Here is a 16,042-nt window from a genome sequence, read left to right on the forward strand (position 1 = left end):
GGAGGCTTTCTCGCTAGGATGCCCCGGGCTGAGGGTGCCGCTCCACCCGCGTTGGTCAGCTAGCCGACCACGGGGAGCACACCTGAAGAACCAGGAGGAACCACCGCATGCTTCGTCGTCGATCCCTTACGCTTGTCACCGTCGGCCTCATCGGCTCTCTGTCTGCGTTCGCCTGCGGCGGAAGCAGCGATGACTCGAGCAACAACAACACCGGAGGCAGCGGTGGCAGTACCACCGGCAAGCCCGATCCGGAGGAGCCCGGTGCCCGACCCCCGGCCCAAGGCAGCGGCGCCCCCGCCGCCGGTGCGGCGGACACGGTCGTCGCGCTCAACAAACTGTTCCTGGGTGACACCGACTACTCCGGCAACCCGGATCCGAACGCCTGGCGCACCATCGGCTACAACCTCGACGGCCTGGTCTCGACCAAGAACGGCACCAATCACTGCAAGTACCAAGAGGGTGCGACCAAGTCGAGTGTGCAGACCGACGGCGAGAACGGCATCGACAACTCGTTCGGCTCGAACCTGGTGAAGATCATCGCATCGCTGGCGGCCAACCCGAGCAGCACCATCAGTGAGTCGCTCGCGTCGGGCTCCTTCACCATCATGTTGAAGATGAACAAGCTCGAGGCCAGCGCCGACCAAACGGGCATCAAAACCCTGCTGTACGGCGGCTCGACCTTTGACGCCCTCGTGCCCGACTGCAAGGCCACGCCGACCGAGCCGAACTGCTCGGCCCCGAAGTTCGACGGCAGCGACATGTGGCCGGTGCTGCCGGAGCTGCTCACGAATGCGACCGACATCGACTCGGCCAAGGTCCAGTTCCCCTCGTCGTACGTTGCGGGTGGCACCTGGGTCAGCGGCTCCGAAGGTGATCTCAATCTGACCGTCAGCATCCAAGGTTTCAGCCTCGCGCTGAAGATCACGAAGGCCGTCATCACCGCCGATCTCGCGGGCGCTGGTGCAACCGCCAAGGCAACCAAGGGTGTGATTGCCGGCATCATCCCGACCGAGAATCTGATCGGCGAGCTCAAGAAGGTGGCCGGCGGCTTCGACAAGACGCTGTGCGAAGGCCAGACCTTCGAGAGCATCGCTCAGCAGATCCGCGCGGCGAGCGACATCATGTCCGATGGCACCAACGGCGACCCGAGCAAGCTGTGCGACGGCATCAGCGTGGGCTTGGGCTTCGAGGCCCTCGCCGTGCAGCTCGGGGGCATCGCCCCGAGCGCCACCCCCCCGCCGGACCCCTGCGCGGCCGGTGCGGGCGGCGCCGGAGGCTGACCCGGAAGGGCCTGAGCGCCCGCGCGGGACCGCCCGAAGCCCCTCGAGACCCGGGGGGCTTCGGCGTTTTGTGCCCCGGCGGCGGCCACGTTCGCCACCGGAAACCCACCGCTTTGAACACCGTGAAGGGCTAGCCCGTCCAAACCCTCGGCGCGGGGTCCGCGAGACGGCGGCCTTGCCATCGACGGGTGAATTGGATTACCGCTTGCGGCCAAAGGGCCGAGGACTACGGCGCGCCGACCCGGCGCGACCGCCGACGGAGGATCAATATGTTGCGAAACAGTTGTTTGACACTGACGTTCGTGGGGCTGGCTTATCTCGCTGGTTGCACGGTGACCACCCACACCGCGGGAGAGGCGCAGGCTGGAGGCCAGCCCCCCCCGCCCGCAACAACCGAACCCGCGCCGGCTCCGACGCCCGCGCCGACCGCCGACCCGGCACCGGCGCCCAAGAAGAGCACCGCCACCGTCAACGGCGACAGCGTCTCGATTCCGGGCAACATCGTGTTCGACACCAAGAAGTCGACGCTCAAAGAGGGAGCGGGCAGCGAGGTCGTGCTCGAGCAGCTCAAGGTCTTCTTGGATGAAAATCCCCAGGTGACGAAGCTTCGCATCGAAGGTCACACCGACAACGTCGGGCAGCAGCCTGACAACGAGAAGCTGTCCGGCGAGCGCGCGCTGACCATCAAGAAGTGGCTGGTCGACAAGGGCGTCCCGAAGGAGCGCCTGATCGCCGTCGGGTTTGGTCAGAAGAAGCCCATCGCCGACAACAGCAAAGAAGAGGGCCGCGCTCAGAACCGGCGTACCGAGTTCAAGATCGCCGAGCTCAAGGGCAAACCCTACCTCGGCATGGATCCGACCGCCGGCGCCAAGGTTTTCGACCTCTGAGACTGAACTTGTGCGGGAAGACGGCCGTCTGACGGCGCCTTCTCGCCGCCCATGGGCCGGAGCGCTCCCACGCGCTTCGGCTCGTGTGTTATGTGGGGCGCGAGATGCACCGGTTCGCGTTCATTCCCCTCGCCGCACTGCTCAGCGCATGCAGCAAAAGCCCCTCCGACATCCGTGAGTGGCGGCCATCGGATCACGACCACACCGACAAGCCGAACGCCGCGCAGGCAGACATGACCGACGGCGGGCGGACCAGCGGGACCGGCTTCGACGAGGTCGCGTTGATGGCGTGGCGGACCAACTGTGTGCCCTGTCACGGCCTCGTCGGCCGCGGGGATGGCCCGAAGGGGCCGGCGGTCAAAGCCCGCAACCTGGCCGACCCCGAGTGGCAAGCGAGCGTCAGCGATGCACAGATCGCCGAGTCCATCCGCAACGGCAAGGGGCAGATGCCCAAGCTCAACCTGCCGGAGAGCACCGTCACTCAGCTGGTCAAGGTCGTCCGGCTGCTGAACCCTGCGCAAGCTGCGCCTGTGACCGACGGCGGCGCGCCGGCGGCGGGGGACGGAGGAGCCGCGCGGCCCAGCGACGCAGGCAAACAGCCACGCGCGCCGGGTGACGCAGGCGAGACCCCTCCGGCGTCGCCCGACGCCGGCAAACGACCATGAGCGAGCCCGAGCCGGCGACCGGCGGCTCGTTGTGGCGGCGCCTCGCGACACGGGTGCTCGTCATCTCGGGGATCGCCTACGCCGCGTCGTTCCTGATGCCTTCGTTACCCCGCGAGCAGATCTTGGTGTTCCGGGTCGGGGCCGAGGCTCCCCTCAAACACCTGTCGGCCAGCTACACCCTGGAGGGTGAGCGTGAACCGCGGAGCGGGGTCAAGCTGAGCTACGATGGAGCGGCTCCGAAACGCGTGCAACACGTGGTCTCACTGCCCAACGGCCGCTACGTGATGGCGGTCGCGGTCGAGCGAGCCTTGCCCGACGGTGGCACGAAAGAGACAAGCTACCTGCGGCGCGTTAACCTGGAAGGCGGCGAGACGATCTTGCCCGTCGAAGACCCATGAGAGAGCCTGCAGCGCACACCGATCTGGCCACACGTGCGGCGGTGACCCGCGACGGGCCGCCGGACGAGCTGGTGCTGGTGGTGGTCAGCGGAAAGGCCCGCGGTCAGCGTGTTCCGGTCGGAGATCTGGTGCGCATCGGCAAGGCACCGGACAACGATCTGGTGTTGCCCGACGACACCGTCTCCCGACATCACTGCGAGCTCTCCCGCAGCCCCACCGGGATCTTGATCCGCGATCTGGACTCGACGAATCACACACGCGTCGGCCGCACAACCGTGCGCGAAGCCACCGTCGAATCGGGCGCCACCATCACGGTCGGAGACGTCGACGTCATCTTGCGCAGCGAGCCCAACCGCGCGCACATCTTGCCCAGCGAGGCCTCCGAGTTCGGCGAGGCGCTCGGCCCGAGCCTGGCCATGCGCACGCTGTTCGGTGTGCTCGAACACATAGCCGGGACCGACGCGCCCGTGTTGCTGGAGGGGGAGACCGGGACGGGCAAAGACGTGCTGGCGCGCAGCATTCACCAGAAGAGCCGCCACGCCGCCGAGCCGTTCGTGGTCGTCGACTGCGGCGCCATCAGCTACAACCTGATCGAGAGCGAGCTGTTCGGCCACGAGCGCGGAGCGTTCACCGGCGCGGTCGCCATGCGCCAAGGGGCGTTCGAGACCGCTGGCACCGGCACGGTGTTCCTGGACGAGGTCGGCGAGCTCCCCATCGACGTGCAGCCGAAGCTCTTGCGCGTGCTGGAGAACGGCGACTTCCGACGCGTGGGTGGCAACAAGACCTTCAAGGCCAAGGCGCGCATCTTGGCTGCGACCAAGCGCAACCTGAAGGAAGAGGTCGAGCGCGGCAAATTCCGCGAAGATCTCTACTTCCGCCTGGCGGTCGTGCCGATCCACGTGCCGGCGCTACGCCAGCGGCGTGAGGACATCCCGATGCTGGTCGAGCACTTCCTCAGCCTCGCCAAGACGCGCGACCCGAACGCGGCCAGCGTGCACCTCGCCAAGGACACCATCTCGGCCCTCGGCGCCCACGATTGGCCGGGCAACGTCCGGGAGCTGCGCAACGTGCTCGATCGGGCCATCTACATCGCGACGGCCAGCGGGCAGACCGACGTACGCCTCGTCGATCTCCCGGTCAGCGCCAAGACTCCGGCGGCTGGACCTGCGGCGTTCGAGTTCGACGCCAGCGAGACCTACCGCGAGGTCAAGACCCGCTTCGAGACCGAGTTCGAGAAGGCCTTCGTGGGGTGGTTGCTCGAGCGCCACGCGGGCAACATCTCCGCCGCCGCCCGCCACGCCAAGATGGACCGCAAACACCTGTACGACCTGGCGCGTAAACACGGGCTGCGCGGCTAGAGGGTGTCGCTCAGAAGCCGCCGTGCACGCTGAGGCCGAGCACGTAGGCCATGGTGTCGTCCGGGGCGGTGCCGGCAAGAGTGAAGTCCTCGAGCTGGGTCTTGATGACGTCGACGCTGGCACCGGTCGAAAAATCCAGCAGCATGCCCGCCAGGCGCTCCTCCCGCGTGCCCTTCCAGCTGGCCAGGACTCCGCCGCCGACCAGGTAACTCTTGAGCGGAGACAGCTCGCGGTCTCCGGACCAGTACTGCCCCCGCGGGCCGGTCGCGGGTTCACCACCGGTGTAGTCGTCGCTCCAGAACAGCGCGCCCGTCTGGTTGTAATAACGCAGCTTCACCGATGCCCGGAGCCACGGCAGCATGTAGCGCTCCGCCTCTAGCTCGTAGGTCTGACTCAGGATGTCCCAGGTGTCGCGGTACCCGCGCGCCCCGATCCCGACCATCATGTCCAGCCCCCGCAGGAAGTACTTGGCCTTGATCGCGCCGGCGAAGCGCGCGCGATCCTCCGGGTGGTGCTCCTGCGCGACCTGCCCGGACGCCCCCACGACGACGCCGCGGTAGGGGTTGCCCAGGAACCCATGGTTCAAGCCGAAGGTGAACATTGCCTGGGTCGTGAACACGGGCGTCCACGCCTGCGTCCACGCCGCACTGAACGTATCCAGATCGATGTCGAGCTCTTGGCGCTTCTTGTCGGAGGTGAAACAGCCGCTCGAGCTATCCAGCGGCGTGCGCACCGAGGGGTCACGGTTGGGCGGGTAGCTGACGTTGCAGACCTTGTCGAAACCGCGCGCATACGACAGCTCGAGCCGGGTGTTCTTCTGCAAGAAGTCCGTGCCCGCGATCACCGCGATGGACTGCGACTTGTAGTCGGACTCGGCGGCGTAGCTGTACGCCGCGGTGAGCGAGGTGTTCTTGCGCGAGAGCGTGAAGCTCCCGGATACGACGTGACGAATGTCCGTGATCGACGCCTGGGAAATCACGTCGGGGCTCGACAGCGGGCCGGCCTTCACCGGCTCCGTCGCCCCCGTCACGATGTCCGCCTCGTAGTGAACGCCGAGGCTCAACCAATCCCAGGGCAGCGCGGTCAGCGTTGCGCCGGGGTTGTAGACGGTCATCGCGCTCTTCTCGCTCGGCTCCTGGAATGCGGCTCCGTTCAGCTCGACCTCGACCACCTGAGCCTGGGCCCTTGCGCCTGCCAGGAGCACGAGCCCGAGGCCGAGCACGCTCGGGCGGAGGCCAGCGCGGCAGGCCTTGAGGGGATGACGGCGACGAAGCATCAGTTACAGCCGCAGCCGCCTCCCTTGACTGACCCGCCGCCGATGGAGCCCTCGCGATTCTCCAGCACGTGCTGGAGCTGCGCTTCCTTGGGTGAGTCGGCCTCGAACTGCATGACTGGATCGGCCAAGATGGACCGCTGCTCCGGCCGAACGGTCGCGCAGGCCCCCAGGGTGATCAGCATCGACGTGAGGACGACGGTGAGGACGGCTCGCGTGTATGTGGGCGCGTTCTTCATGGCTCAGAAGTAGGTCCCTAGACCCCCGTAGTAGGTCTGCACGTTTGTGTACGAATCCTCAGTGAAGAGGATGGTGTTGTTGGCCTCGGCGCGGATCAGAATGCGCCAGCGCAGGGACAGCAGGAACCCGCCGCCGGCGCGGGCGTGGAAGAAGTCCGCCTCGCTGCGCACGAACTCGTCGTTCGGCTTCTCGTGCATGCCCCCCCCGCCGATGTGCACGAAGGGCGCGACCGGCCAGTCGGGCATCAAGATCAGCGTCGCACCCACGCCGTACACGTAGCGGCGCGAGTCCTTCTGCAGCGCGAGACCGACGTAGGGCTCGATGGCAATGGCGGGGGCGAGCACCCCAGCCGGGCGCAGCTCCACGTAGCCGTCGTGGTCGAACAACCCGGCCATCATCGCAAACCCGCCGTGGGCGGTCTGCAGCGCAGGGGGCGCAAAAAAGCCGGGTTTGACCGAGCCTTCGGGGGCGTCCGGCCCGGCGGCGACCGCCTCCACCGTGTCGCCGAGCACGTAGGCAATTCGGCCGTCGGGCATGGCGACCTTGAGCCAGTACCCTGAGCTCTCGCGCCCCTCGATCAGGAAGGTCTCACCCCGAGTCGCGACGTAGATCACCCGGTGCGACACGCCAGGGCCAGAGCGCAGCTCCGCTTCCGCGGTCACCACCTTCGCGAATGCGTCGACGTCTTCGTCTTCGTCGGCAGCGTGCAGCGATGCGGTCGCCAACAGTAGCGACAGGAGCGCGGCCAGTGATGGGAGCGACCTCATTGCGTGGAGAACTTGGTAGCCCAGTCTTCGATGACCTTGGCCGCCGCTTGATCCGCGGCCTGCGAGAGGTCGAACACAACCCGGGGATGCGCACTCTTGCCGATGGGCCGGTTGAGGAGCGGAGCGAGCTTTGGATCGAGCTGCATTTTTGCTTGTGCTGCCGCGTAGTTGGTCTTCGCTTGTGGAGCGATGGGGCCGGTCGGGATCCCGGTCGGCGAAGTGCAGCTGTCGCCCACCAAGGGTGTGTAGTCGGTCATGCGGAAGCTGGTCACGTTGAAGTGGCAGCTGCCATTGCCGTCGCCTTTGCCGGGATCGCCCGGTCCGCATTTGAACGCGAACAACTGCGGCTCCACACTGCAGTAGTAGAAGTTCTCTTCGTACACCACGTCGGCAATGTTGAAGTCCTGCCCGGGCTCCACGGTCGTGCACGCCGCGAGCGCGGGCAGGAGCGCGACCCAAAAGATCCATGGCAGCGACGGCTTCACGGCACGGGAAGCTAACAAACGCGGGCGCACGGTGACAGCTTCCGCTTCAGCCCCTGCTCGGAGCGGTGCGAGCACCTCCCACATAAATAAGTGCCCGTGTCGGATCAGGCTTGAGCCGGGTCCCAGGTCCCACTAACAGTTTGCCCCATCAGCCATCCGAGTGGCAGGATTACCTACACGGTCTTACTGTATCCTACCTCTTGAGCTTGCGCGGTTCGGGCAACCGGACCCCGCGCCCAGACATCCGACTTTGCTGCGCCGCCGGCCGCGTTGGGCCGGTTTTTTCGGGGGATCTCACTGGACGCGCCCACATGCTGTTGATGGTCAAATCGCCGGTTCTCTACCTGGTTGCTCTGATCCCGCTCGTGCTCCTCTTGGGCTCCGGCCTCATGGGCGCCCAGTTCGCCGTTCTGGGGCTGACTCTGGGGATTTTCTTCGGCACTCTCACGCTCAGGCGACCCGCAGTGGGCCGTGCCGCTTCCCCCCAGTCCAGCACCTGAAGCAGAGCTCCGAAAACGAAAGCGCCCCGGAGTCCGGCGAGCGCCCGTCGGCCGTGGGATTACCACGCCTGAAGACCGTGCAGGAGCTGACGCTGCACGACGTCGAAGCGCTGCGCGTCATTCTGTACGGCGACTCGGTGATCGATTGGCACCGCCTCAACCTCGAGAGCCGCGAGGCCGCGCACCAGCTGCTCCTCAACCACGACCTCGACCCTGCCCTGGACGGCGCCTACATCGAGCACGTCAAGCACGAGGCCATCAACTACCTGCGCCGGACGTTCGCGTTTGCGATCCCGAAGCCGGTCGAGCAGGCCTCGCTCGAAGACCTGCTGCTGCTCGCCTCCGGCAAGGGCCACCGCCAGCTGTGCGCCTGCACCATCCTGAAGACGGTGCACATCATCAATCACATGGCAGGGCGCGAGCTGCTGTTCCGTTTGCCCGTCAGTGATCGCGAGCTCTTCCATTTCATCGAAGAGAAGGTGTATCGCGTGGTCGGGACCATGCTGAGCGAGGGTTTCCCGATCACGGAGTTCGTCGGCGGCCGCAAGAACCTCGATTCGACCTACACCAAGCTGCTGTCGAAGCCCGAGGCGACGTCGGCGGCGCTCTACGACAAGCTGCGCTTCCGCATCGTGACTCGGACCCGGGAGCACCTGCTGCCCGTGCTCAACTACCTGTCAGAGCGCTTGTTCCCGTTCAACTACGTCGTGCCGGACGAGAGCACGAACACCATCTTCCACTTCCGCAGCTTCTGCGAAAAGCAACCTCACCTGGCGCGCATGGTCGAGCGCTTCCAGGGCAACATCGACGATCAGCTGACCCCCGGTGACAATCGCTTCAGCGCGCCGACCTACCGCGTGATCCATTTCGTGGCCGACGTACCGCTCCGGGTTCCGCAGCACCTGATGGAGCTCGCGCCGGCCGGCTGCGAGAACCTCGGGCCAGTGGTCTACATGCTGTGCGAGTTTCAGCTCCTGGACGCCGAGACCGAAGAGATGAACGAGTCCGGTGAGGCCAGCCACGATGCCTACAAACTCAGGCAGCGCGCCGCGGTGATGCATCGACTGCGGCTCGGCGGGCGCCCGACCCGCGAGCCCAAACGCCGCCGCTGAGCCCAGCGCGCTCGGTCTTGCGGCCGAGGCCGCTTTGCCAGCCATGCCATGAAAGCCGCCGAGAACCGCGCGCGCCACCTTGACCCAAGGAGGCCACGCGCCGGGCGGACGCCCCGCTCGCCGCCCGCCCACGGGGACCGTGCCGGCGACAATCGGCGTCCCGATGCCGATCTGCTCGTGCCAAGCTTCGGTGACTAGTGCTACGACTCGGCCGCCATGCGCATCCACACCGCCCGGGTGTCACAGATTGCCGCCGAGATGGTCAGCTCGCTGACCCGTGACAAAGCCGTGGAAACCGACGCCCCAGCCGAGATGCGCTTGGACATCGAAGCCGTACTGAACCAGTACATTCGAGACGAGCACGAGGTCGGAGAGAAGGCCAAAGACATGCTGGCGGCCCGCAACCTGCCGCAGACCGATCTCGGCAAGATCCGCCGCCTGATCGCCGACCAGCGCAAGCTGAAGCTGGGCGAGGAGGCCATCGACTACCTGCTCGATCAGCTGATCGAGATGCTGATGCACTCGCAGAACGTGGCGGAGGTCTTCGCGGAAGACTACGAGCTCAGGCGGCGCATGCGCGAACCGTTGCGGCGCCAGCTGGGCGACGAGGAAGAGTTGCACAAAGAAGTGCGGGCTCAGCTCAAACACGTCGAAGAGGGCAGCGCGCTCTGGGAAGTCGAATACCGGCGCATGATGGAAGACATGAAGCGCCGCAAGGGGCTCTGAGCCATGGCGCGGTATCTGGTGACCGGCGGCGCCGGCTTCATTGGGTCCAATCTGGTACGGGCCCTGGCCGAGGCCGGGGAGCGAGTGCGGGTCATCGATGACCTCTCGACCGGGTTCTGGGAGAACCTGGGGGAGCTCGCCGACTCCGCGTCGGTCGAGTGTGTCACCGCCGACATCCGAGACGCCGCCGCAGTGAAAGCCGCGGTGGACGGGGTCGAGGTGATCTTTCACGAGGCCGCGCTCGGTTCGGTTCCGCGCAGCATCGAAACGCCGGTGGTGAGCGACTCGGTGAACACGAACGGCACGGTCACCGTGCTCGACGCCGCGCGCCACGCTGGCGTCCGGCGGGTGGTGTTCGCGGCATCTTCGTCGGCGTACGGGGACACCCCTACCCTGCCAAAACACGAGGACATGCCGACCGCGCCGCTCTCACCCTACGCGGTGACGAAGGTCGCGGACGAGCTGTACATGCGCGTGTTTTCCTCGCTCTACGGCCTCGAGACGGTGTGCCTGCGATACTTCAACGTGTTCGGCCCCAACCAGCGCCCCGATGGCGCCTACGCCGCGGCCATTCCCCGATTCTTCTGGGCCGCGCTCCGCGGCCAACCGCTCAGTGTGTACGGCGACGGCGAACAGACGCGGGACTTCTGTTTCATCGACAACGCCGTCAGCGCCAACCTGCTCGCGGCGAACGCCCCGCGCAAGTTGGCGGGCGACGTGATCAATATCGCCGGGGGTCGGCGGGTCTCGCTGAACGCGCTGATCGAACAGATCGGTGGTGTGCTCGGCTCACCACCCCAGGTGAACCATGACCCCCCACGCCAGGGCGACGTGCGCCACTCCCTCGCCGACATCACGCGCGCTCGGGAGCTGCTCGGGTACGAGCCCAAGGTGCGCTGGGAAGACGGACTTCCGGCCACGGCTGGTTACCTGAAGACTTTGGCGGCGGGGCGAGGCGCTGCATGAAGAGCATGACCGGGTTCGGCGTCGGCGGCGCACCGCTCGGCGACGGCCGGCTCGGTTTCGAGATCCGCTCGCTGAACCATCGGTTTCTCGACGTTCGGGTGCGGCTGCCGACCGAAATTGTGGATCACACCTTCTTCGTCGAGCAGCTGGCGAGGGACAAACTCAGCCGCGGTCGCTACGACATCGGAGTCCGGCTCGAGGGCAGCGCGTTGCCGGTGGCGAGCTTGGACAAGGACCGCGTACGGGCCGCGTACCGCGAGCTCAGCCAGCTTCGAGACGAGCTCGCCCCGGGGACCGACCTGCCGTTGACGGCGGCTCTCGCGTTGCCCAACGTCGCGAGCGCGCCCCCGACGGTCGATCCCGAGCTGCTGCGCGAGGCGCTCAGCGCGGGTTTCGGCGCGGCCCTGGTCGAGCTCGATCACATGCGGGAAAAAGAGGGCGCCGCGCTCTGCCGCGAGCTCCGAGAGCGACTCGAGAAGCTGCAGGCCATCGCTCGGGCGGTGAGCGAGCGAGGGCCGGAGTTGCTGCGGCACCACCACGCCCGCATCCGAACCCGGGTCGAACGCCTGATCGCCGACGCGGGCGTCTCGGTGGACACGGGTCGCCTCGAGGCCGAACTGGCGATGATGGCCGACAAAAGCGACATCACCGAGGAGCTGGTCCGGCTCGAGAGCCACGCCGCTCAGGCGCGCTCGCTCTTGACCAGCAAGGAACCGGTGGGGCGCCGCTTCGACTTCTTGCTACAAGAGATGGGACGCGAGGTGAACACGGTCGGGTCCAAGAGCCAGGACAGCGTCGTCGCGCAGCAGGTGGTGGAGCTCAAGAGCGAGCTCGAGCGAATGCGGGAGCAAGTGCAAAATGTCGAGTGACGATCCACTCCTCATCATCATTTCTTCGCCCTCGGGCGCCGGCAAGACCACTCTGACGACACGCCTGCGCGAGCGCATCCCGAACCTGCGCTTCTCGGTCTCCCACACGACACGGCTGCGGCGCCCCAACGAAGAGGACGGGCGCGAATACCATTTCGTCAGTCGCGAGACCTTCGAGCGCTTGATTCAGCTGGACGAGTTCCTGGAGTGGGCCGAGGTCCACGGCAATCTGTACGGCACGAGCAAGAAGGAAGTCGAGAACGCCCGAGGCGCCCGGGGCCTGATCTTCGACATCGACCACCAAGGCGCGCGTCAGATCAAGAGTGTGCACGCGAACGCCGTCAGCGTTTTCATACTGCCGCCCAGCATGGCAGTGCTCGAGCGGCGCTTGCGCGGTCGCGCGACCGAAGACGAAGCCACCGTCGAGCGGCGCTTTCGCGTGGCTCGCACCGAGATCGAACACTACGGATTCTTCGACTACCTGCTGGTCAACGACGAGCTGGAAGAGTCCACCCTGAACTTGGTGGGGATCTTCCGCGCCGAAGAGTGTCGACGCATGCGCGCCGCGCGCCGGGCGGAGGCGCTCCTGTTCGAAGAGCGCAGCCTCGGGCCGAAGAAGCCGGGCTGACGACGAGCGCGTTGCCGCGGGCCGCCTGCCCTGGTACGGGCCCAACCCGATGCAGCACGTCCTGGGAGTCATCGGCGGCAGCGGGATCTACGAGATCCCGGGCCTGGACAAGCGCGACGAACACCACGTGGCCACGCCCTTTGGGGCGCCGAGCGACGTGATCATCCGCAGCCGGTCGGGTGACACCGACCTGCTGTTCTTGCCACGACACGGGCGCGGGCACCGCACGCCGCCCCACAAGATCAACTATCGGGCGAACATCGCGGCGCTGAAGCTGCTCGGCGCTACCCAGGTGGTGTCCCTGTCCGCCGTGGGCTCGATGAAAGAAGAGATCGTGCCGGGGCACGTGGTCGTGGTCGACCAGTACATCGACCTGACCAAGCGCCGCGTGAGCTCCTTCTTCGACGACGACGTCGCCGCGCATGTCGGTTTCGGTGATCCGGTGTGCCCGGCGCTCGCCGACGCCCTGGCCAAGGCGGCGAAGAAGGCCGGCGGCACCGTCCACGTCGGCGGGACCTACGTGTGCATGGAAGGGCCGCAGTTCTCCACGCGCGCCGAGAGTCTTCTCTATCGCAGCTGGGGCGTGAGTGTGATCGGCATGACGGCCATGCCCGAGGCGAAGCTGGCGCGTGAAGCGGAGCTGCCCTACGCGACGCTCGCGCTCGCCACGGACTACGACTGCTGGCACGAGTCGGAAGAGGACGTGAACGTCGCGGCGGTGTTGGCGGTGTTGAAAGCCAACGCGGAGCTCGCGCAACGCATCGTCGTCGAGCTGGCGGCCTCGCTGCCGGACCCGTCGAAGAGCACAGCCGCCAACGCGCTGGCCCACGCCATCTTGACTCCGGCGAGCGCCATCAGCCCCGAAGCCCGCGCGCGGCTCGGATTCTTGATCGAAAAACACCTGGGAAAATCATGATCCAAGCTACCCGCTCGAAGGACCCGGTGTTGATCGTCGGGTCGATGGCGTTCGACGACCTCGAGCTGCCGAGTGCCAACGTCAAGGACGTGGTCGGGGGCTCGGCAACGTACGCCGCGCTGTCGGCAGGATTGTTCAGCGAGGCCCGCGTCGTGGCGGTGGTCGGTGACGATTTTCCAGCCGAAGCTCTCCAGCGCCTCGACGACCGGGGCATCGACACGACGGGCATCGAGCGGGCAACGGGCAAGACGTTCCGCTGGGCGGGGCGCTACGCGGCAAACCTGGCGAGCCGCACGACGCTCGACACCCAGCTGAACGTGTTCGCCGACTTCCGTCCCAAGCTGCCGGCGAGCTTCGGGGCGAGCCCGTATCTCTTGCTCGGCAACATTCACCCGAGCCTGCAGCTGGAGGTGCTGGCGCAGGTGGGCCGCCCGAAGCTGGTCGCAGCCGACACGATGAACTTCTGGATCAGTGGCGAGCGTCCGACCCTGCTCGAGATGCTGGCCAAGATCGATCTCCTGGTGATCAACGACGAAGAAGTGCGGGAGCTGGCGGACGAGCACAACATCAAGCGAGCCGCCGCCCGTGTCCGCGCGATGGGCCCGAAGCGGCTGGTGGTCAAGCGGGGCGAGTACGGGGCGATGTTGTTCGACGACAGCGGCATCTTCTTCGTTCCCGCCTACCCGCTGGAAGAAGAGATCGATCCGACCGGAGCGGGCGACACCTTCGCCGGTGCACTGATGGGTTACCTCTCGCGCGAGGGAACGCTGGACGGCTCGGCCTTTCGACGGGCGATCATGGTCGCGGCGACCGTGGCCTCGTTCTGCGTCGAGGGCGTCGGCACCGCCCGCCTGCTCTCTCTCGACAAAGACCAGGTCGCTCGCCGGCTGGAAGATCTGCGGCTCTTGGTCCACTTCGGCCACTGAGACTTGCGCCGGGCAGGCGAGCCGAGCGTGGAGCGCACGGCCTGTTTCGGCTGAATGCCGGTGGCGTGGCGCGGGGGCTTGTTGTAAGCAAAGGCAGGCGCGCGGGAGGAATCAATGCGATTCGTATGGCTTTGTTTCGCCAGCATGGCGGTGCTCGGTGGTGGTTTGGTTGGCGGTTGCGGCGGCGATGACGGCGGGGGCAAGACCTCTTCGGGCGGCTCCGGGGGCGGCGGCACCGGCGGCGGGGCGAGCGAATGCACACCCACGGATGCCTCCTGTTACGCGACGGGCGCCGAGGGCCCCGGCAACGAGTGCATGGCCAAGGCGGATTTCTCGTCCGGTGCCATCGCCATGCTGCGCATGACCTCACACCAGGTCCAGAGCCCCAGCGCGCTGGCAGCGCCCTTCGTGCAGGACTCGATCATCACGAAGAAGAGCGCGCTGGTCGAGCCGAACTGCAACCTCGACGGCTCGGGCCAGTTCAACTTCTTGATGCAGCTCGACACCGACAAGAAGGAGCTCACGCTCGGCGGCGGTGTGCCCCAGGCGCTGATCGGCTCCGCCATCGACGGCACCTGCTGGGCCGCTTTCAAGGACCCGGCCTCGGGGCTCGAGGTGAAGCAGTACGTGACACCGTACACCGAGAGCGGCGGGCAGCTCGAAGGCAAGCTCGACTCATTCGTCATGCCGATCTTCCTCGCGGACAAGGCCGGCGCCGAGGACGCAGTGCTCGTGCCACTGCACGAGATGACGTTCACCGCCAAGCTCAGCGCGGACAAAAACTGCGTCGGGCGATACGCGGCAGAGAAGCTGTCCAAGGGGCTCTCCTGCCAGCCGACGGACGGTGAGTTCGCGTGGGAGCCGGCCGGGCGCTACGAGGGTTACATCACGGTCGAAGAGGCCGATGACGTCATGGTCGTGTCCCTCGGTGAGAGCCTGTGCGTCGTGCTCAGCGGCGACACGGCCAAATGGAAAGGCACCGCCCAGAATTGCGCCACCAGCAAGGGGTTCGCTGCATCCGGCGCGCTGCCGAAGGGTGACTGGTGCGCGGCGACCAACAGCGCCGGTGGCTGTCAGGACTCCTGGAAGCTGGTCATCGACTTTGCCGCTCAGGCCATCAACATCAAGGGCGTCTACGACGCGACCAAGGGCGGCTGCTAGTCGAGTCGTCGGATCCGCCGGCGTCGGCTGCGGTTTGGGGCCGCCGTCCGCGCACCTTGTGCGACACGAGAGGCGCCGCCTGAGCTAACCCGGCGACCCCGGCGCCGAATTTCGGGCTAGACTCCGGGGCGTCGTCCGCTTCGGGGCGCCGCGAGCGGCCGGGAGCCGCACACGGGAGAGCCTTATGCCGCGTTGGTCCACCCACGTTCTCTTCATTCTTTTCTTGGTGATCTTCGGCGGCTGCGCCGGCAGCTGCTCGAGCTGCTCCGGCTGCGGGGTCACACCCCTCCCCGCCGGTTTCCCGAAAGAGAGCCGCATCGACAACGCGACCAGCGTCCGGGTCACCAAGACCGGCCTGGAGTTCATCGCACAGAACATCGGAGGGCTCGCGCCCTCGTTGCTCGGCGGAGCCGGCCAGGTCGCAGCAGGCGTCGTGACCTTCGAGGTCCCGCCGAGCGAGAGCGACATCAAGGATCCGATCTTCGGCGCCAAGCTGGGGACCGTGAAGATCTGCCCCGACGGACCGAAACCCAACGCCAACCCGCCGGAGTGTGTGGTCGAGGCGGATCTCGGCAAAGCCAAGCTCACGATTACCACGGCAGCGCCGCACAACCTGAAGGTCGGCGGGACGTTGGCAGTGCGGCTGCAGAAGATCCCGCTCAAGGGCACCGGAGTCGCGGGTTTCGTCAACAGCGAGGTCGTCTTGACCAAGGGGGAGTCTGCAGCCCCAAGGAATTCGCCGACATCCCGGTGACCGTCGACATCTCGCTCGAGGTCGACAAGGACCCGACGCACGGGGCTCGGCAGGGGTTACACCAAGGTCAAGATCCTCAAGCTGGACATCAACAACACCGCCATCGGCAACGGCATCAAGTTCTGCGGCTC

The 16,042-nt window shown here is 66.6% G+C and carries 19 protein-coding genes; 15 read left to right on the plus strand and 4 right to left on the minus strand.

Features of this window, described 5'->3' with window-relative positions; genetic code table 11:
* The first annotated feature begins 107 nt into the window (after window positions 1-107).
* The 5 genes from IPI67_18835 (at window position 108) to IPI67_18855 (ending at window position 4,588) form a co-directional block, all read left to right on the plus strand.
* Window positions 108-1,280: a hypothetical protein gene (locus IPI67_18835; protein MBK7582248.1), complete on the plus strand. Its 1,173-nt coding sequence runs from the start codon at window positions 108-110 to the stop codon at window positions 1,278-1,280.
* 269 nt (window positions 1,281-1,549) lie between these two features.
* Window positions 1,550-2,167, plus strand: a complete 618-nt coding sequence (locus IPI67_18840) for an OmpA family protein (GenBank protein ID MBK7582249.1) — start codon at window positions 1,550-1,552, stop codon at window positions 2,165-2,167.
* A 104-nt stretch (window positions 2,168-2,271) separates the two neighbouring features.
* The gene (locus tag IPI67_18845) at window positions 2,272-2,832 is read left to right on the plus strand and encodes a c-type cytochrome (GenBank protein MBK7582250.1); all 561 of its coding nucleotides are present in this window, start codon (window positions 2,272-2,274) and stop codon (window positions 2,830-2,832) included.
* Complete coding sequence (locus tag IPI67_18850; protein ID MBK7582251.1) at window positions 2,829-3,230, plus strand: hypothetical protein; 402 nt, start codon at window positions 2,829-2,831, stop codon at window positions 3,228-3,230. Before IPI67_18845 ends, IPI67_18850 begins: the two co-directional genes overlap by 4 nt.
* Window positions 3,227-4,588 (plus strand): sigma 54-dependent Fis family transcriptional regulator, encoded by a 1,362-nt coding sequence (locus tag IPI67_18855; protein MBK7582252.1) that lies wholly within the window; start codon window positions 3,227-3,229, stop codon window positions 4,586-4,588. The genes IPI67_18850 and IPI67_18855 overlap by 4 nt, the downstream gene beginning before the upstream one ends.
* A 10-nt stretch (window positions 4,589-4,598) precedes the next feature.
* Here IPI67_18855 and IPI67_18860 read toward each other — a convergent pair whose 3' ends face one another.
* Genes IPI67_18860 through IPI67_18875 form a run of 4 tightly spaced genes read right to left on the minus strand, consistent with a single transcriptional unit; the run spans window position 4,599 to window position 7,353 of the window.
* Entirely contained in the window at window positions 4,599-5,864 is a 1,266-nt protein-coding gene (locus tag IPI67_18860) for a DUF3570 domain-containing protein (GenBank protein ID MBK7582253.1), read from the minus strand.
* Complete coding sequence (locus IPI67_18865) at window positions 5,864-6,100, minus strand: DUF4266 domain-containing protein (protein ID MBK7582254.1); 237 nt, start codon at window positions 6,098-6,100, stop codon at window positions 5,864-5,866. The genes IPI67_18860 and IPI67_18865 overlap by 1 nt, the downstream gene beginning before the upstream one ends.
* Window positions 6,101-6,103: 3 nt before the next feature.
* A complete protein-coding gene (locus IPI67_18870) occupies window positions 6,104-6,868 on the minus strand; it encodes an SH3 domain-containing protein (protein ID MBK7582255.1) in 765 nt (254 codons plus the stop codon).
* Complete coding sequence (locus tag IPI67_18875) at window positions 6,865-7,353, minus strand: hypothetical protein (protein ID MBK7582256.1); 489 nt, start codon at window positions 7,351-7,353, stop codon at window positions 6,865-6,867. Before IPI67_18875 ends, IPI67_18870 begins: the two co-directional genes overlap by 4 nt.
* Before the next feature lie 311 nt (window positions 7,354-7,664).
* Here IPI67_18875 and IPI67_18880 point away from each other — a divergent pair, with 311 nt between their 5' ends.
* From IPI67_18880 to IPI67_18925, 10 genes are all read left to right on the plus strand, one after another.
* Window positions 7,665-7,853 carry a hypothetical protein gene (locus tag IPI67_18880; protein ID MBK7582257.1) on the plus strand — a complete coding sequence of 63 codons (189 nt, stop codon included), beginning with the start codon at window positions 7,665-7,667 and terminating at the stop codon, window positions 7,851-7,853.
* Window positions 7,850-8,965, plus strand: a complete 1,116-nt coding sequence (locus IPI67_18885) for a TIGR04552 family protein (GenBank protein ID MBK7582258.1) — start codon at window positions 7,850-7,852, stop codon at window positions 8,963-8,965. Before IPI67_18880 ends, IPI67_18885 begins: the two co-directional genes overlap by 4 nt.
* A gap of 216 nt (window positions 8,966-9,181) precedes the next feature.
* Window positions 9,182-9,691: a DUF507 family protein gene (locus tag IPI67_18890; GenBank protein MBK7582259.1), complete on the plus strand. Its 510-nt coding sequence runs from the start codon at window positions 9,182-9,184 to the stop codon at window positions 9,689-9,691.
* A gap of 3 nt (window positions 9,692-9,694) precedes the next feature.
* On the plus strand, window positions 9,695-10,657 hold the full coding sequence (locus tag IPI67_18895; protein ID MBK7582260.1) for an SDR family oxidoreductase: 963 nt from the start codon (window positions 9,695-9,697) through the stop codon (window positions 10,655-10,657).
* Window positions 10,654-11,526, plus strand: a complete 873-nt coding sequence (locus IPI67_18900) for a YicC family protein (GenBank protein ID MBK7582261.1) — start codon at window positions 10,654-10,656, stop codon at window positions 11,524-11,526. Before IPI67_18895 ends, IPI67_18900 begins: the two co-directional genes overlap by 4 nt.
* Entirely contained in the window at window positions 11,516-12,154 is a 639-nt protein-coding gene (gene gmk / locus IPI67_18905) for a guanylate kinase (protein MBK7582262.1), read from the plus strand. The genes IPI67_18900 and gmk overlap by 11 nt, the downstream gene beginning before the upstream one ends.
* A gap of 49 nt (window positions 12,155-12,203) precedes the next feature.
* A complete protein-coding gene (gene mtnP / locus IPI67_18910) occupies window positions 12,204-13,070 on the plus strand; it encodes an S-methyl-5'-thioadenosine phosphorylase (protein MBK7582263.1) in 867 nt (288 codons plus the stop codon).
* On the plus strand, window positions 13,067-13,996 hold the full coding sequence (locus IPI67_18915) for a sugar kinase (GenBank protein ID MBK7582264.1): 930 nt from the start codon (window positions 13,067-13,069) through the stop codon (window positions 13,994-13,996). Before mtnP ends, IPI67_18915 begins: the two co-directional genes overlap by 4 nt.
* Window positions 13,997-14,110: 114 nt before the next feature.
* Window positions 14,111-15,157, plus strand: coding sequence for a hypothetical protein (locus tag IPI67_18920; GenBank protein MBK7582265.1), 1,047 nt, complete (start codon window positions 14,111-14,113; stop codon window positions 15,155-15,157).
* A gap of 184 nt (window positions 15,158-15,341) precedes the next feature.
* On the plus strand, window positions 15,342-15,911 hold the full coding sequence (locus IPI67_18925; GenBank protein MBK7582266.1) for a hypothetical protein: 570 nt from the start codon (window positions 15,342-15,344) through the stop codon (window positions 15,909-15,911).
* Window positions 15,912-16,042: the final 131 nt, after the last annotated feature.

It is taken from the genome of Myxococcales bacterium (genome assembly GCA_016706225.1).
Classification (GTDB): Bacteria; Myxococcota_A; Polyangia; order Polyangiales; family Polyangiaceae; genus JADJKB01.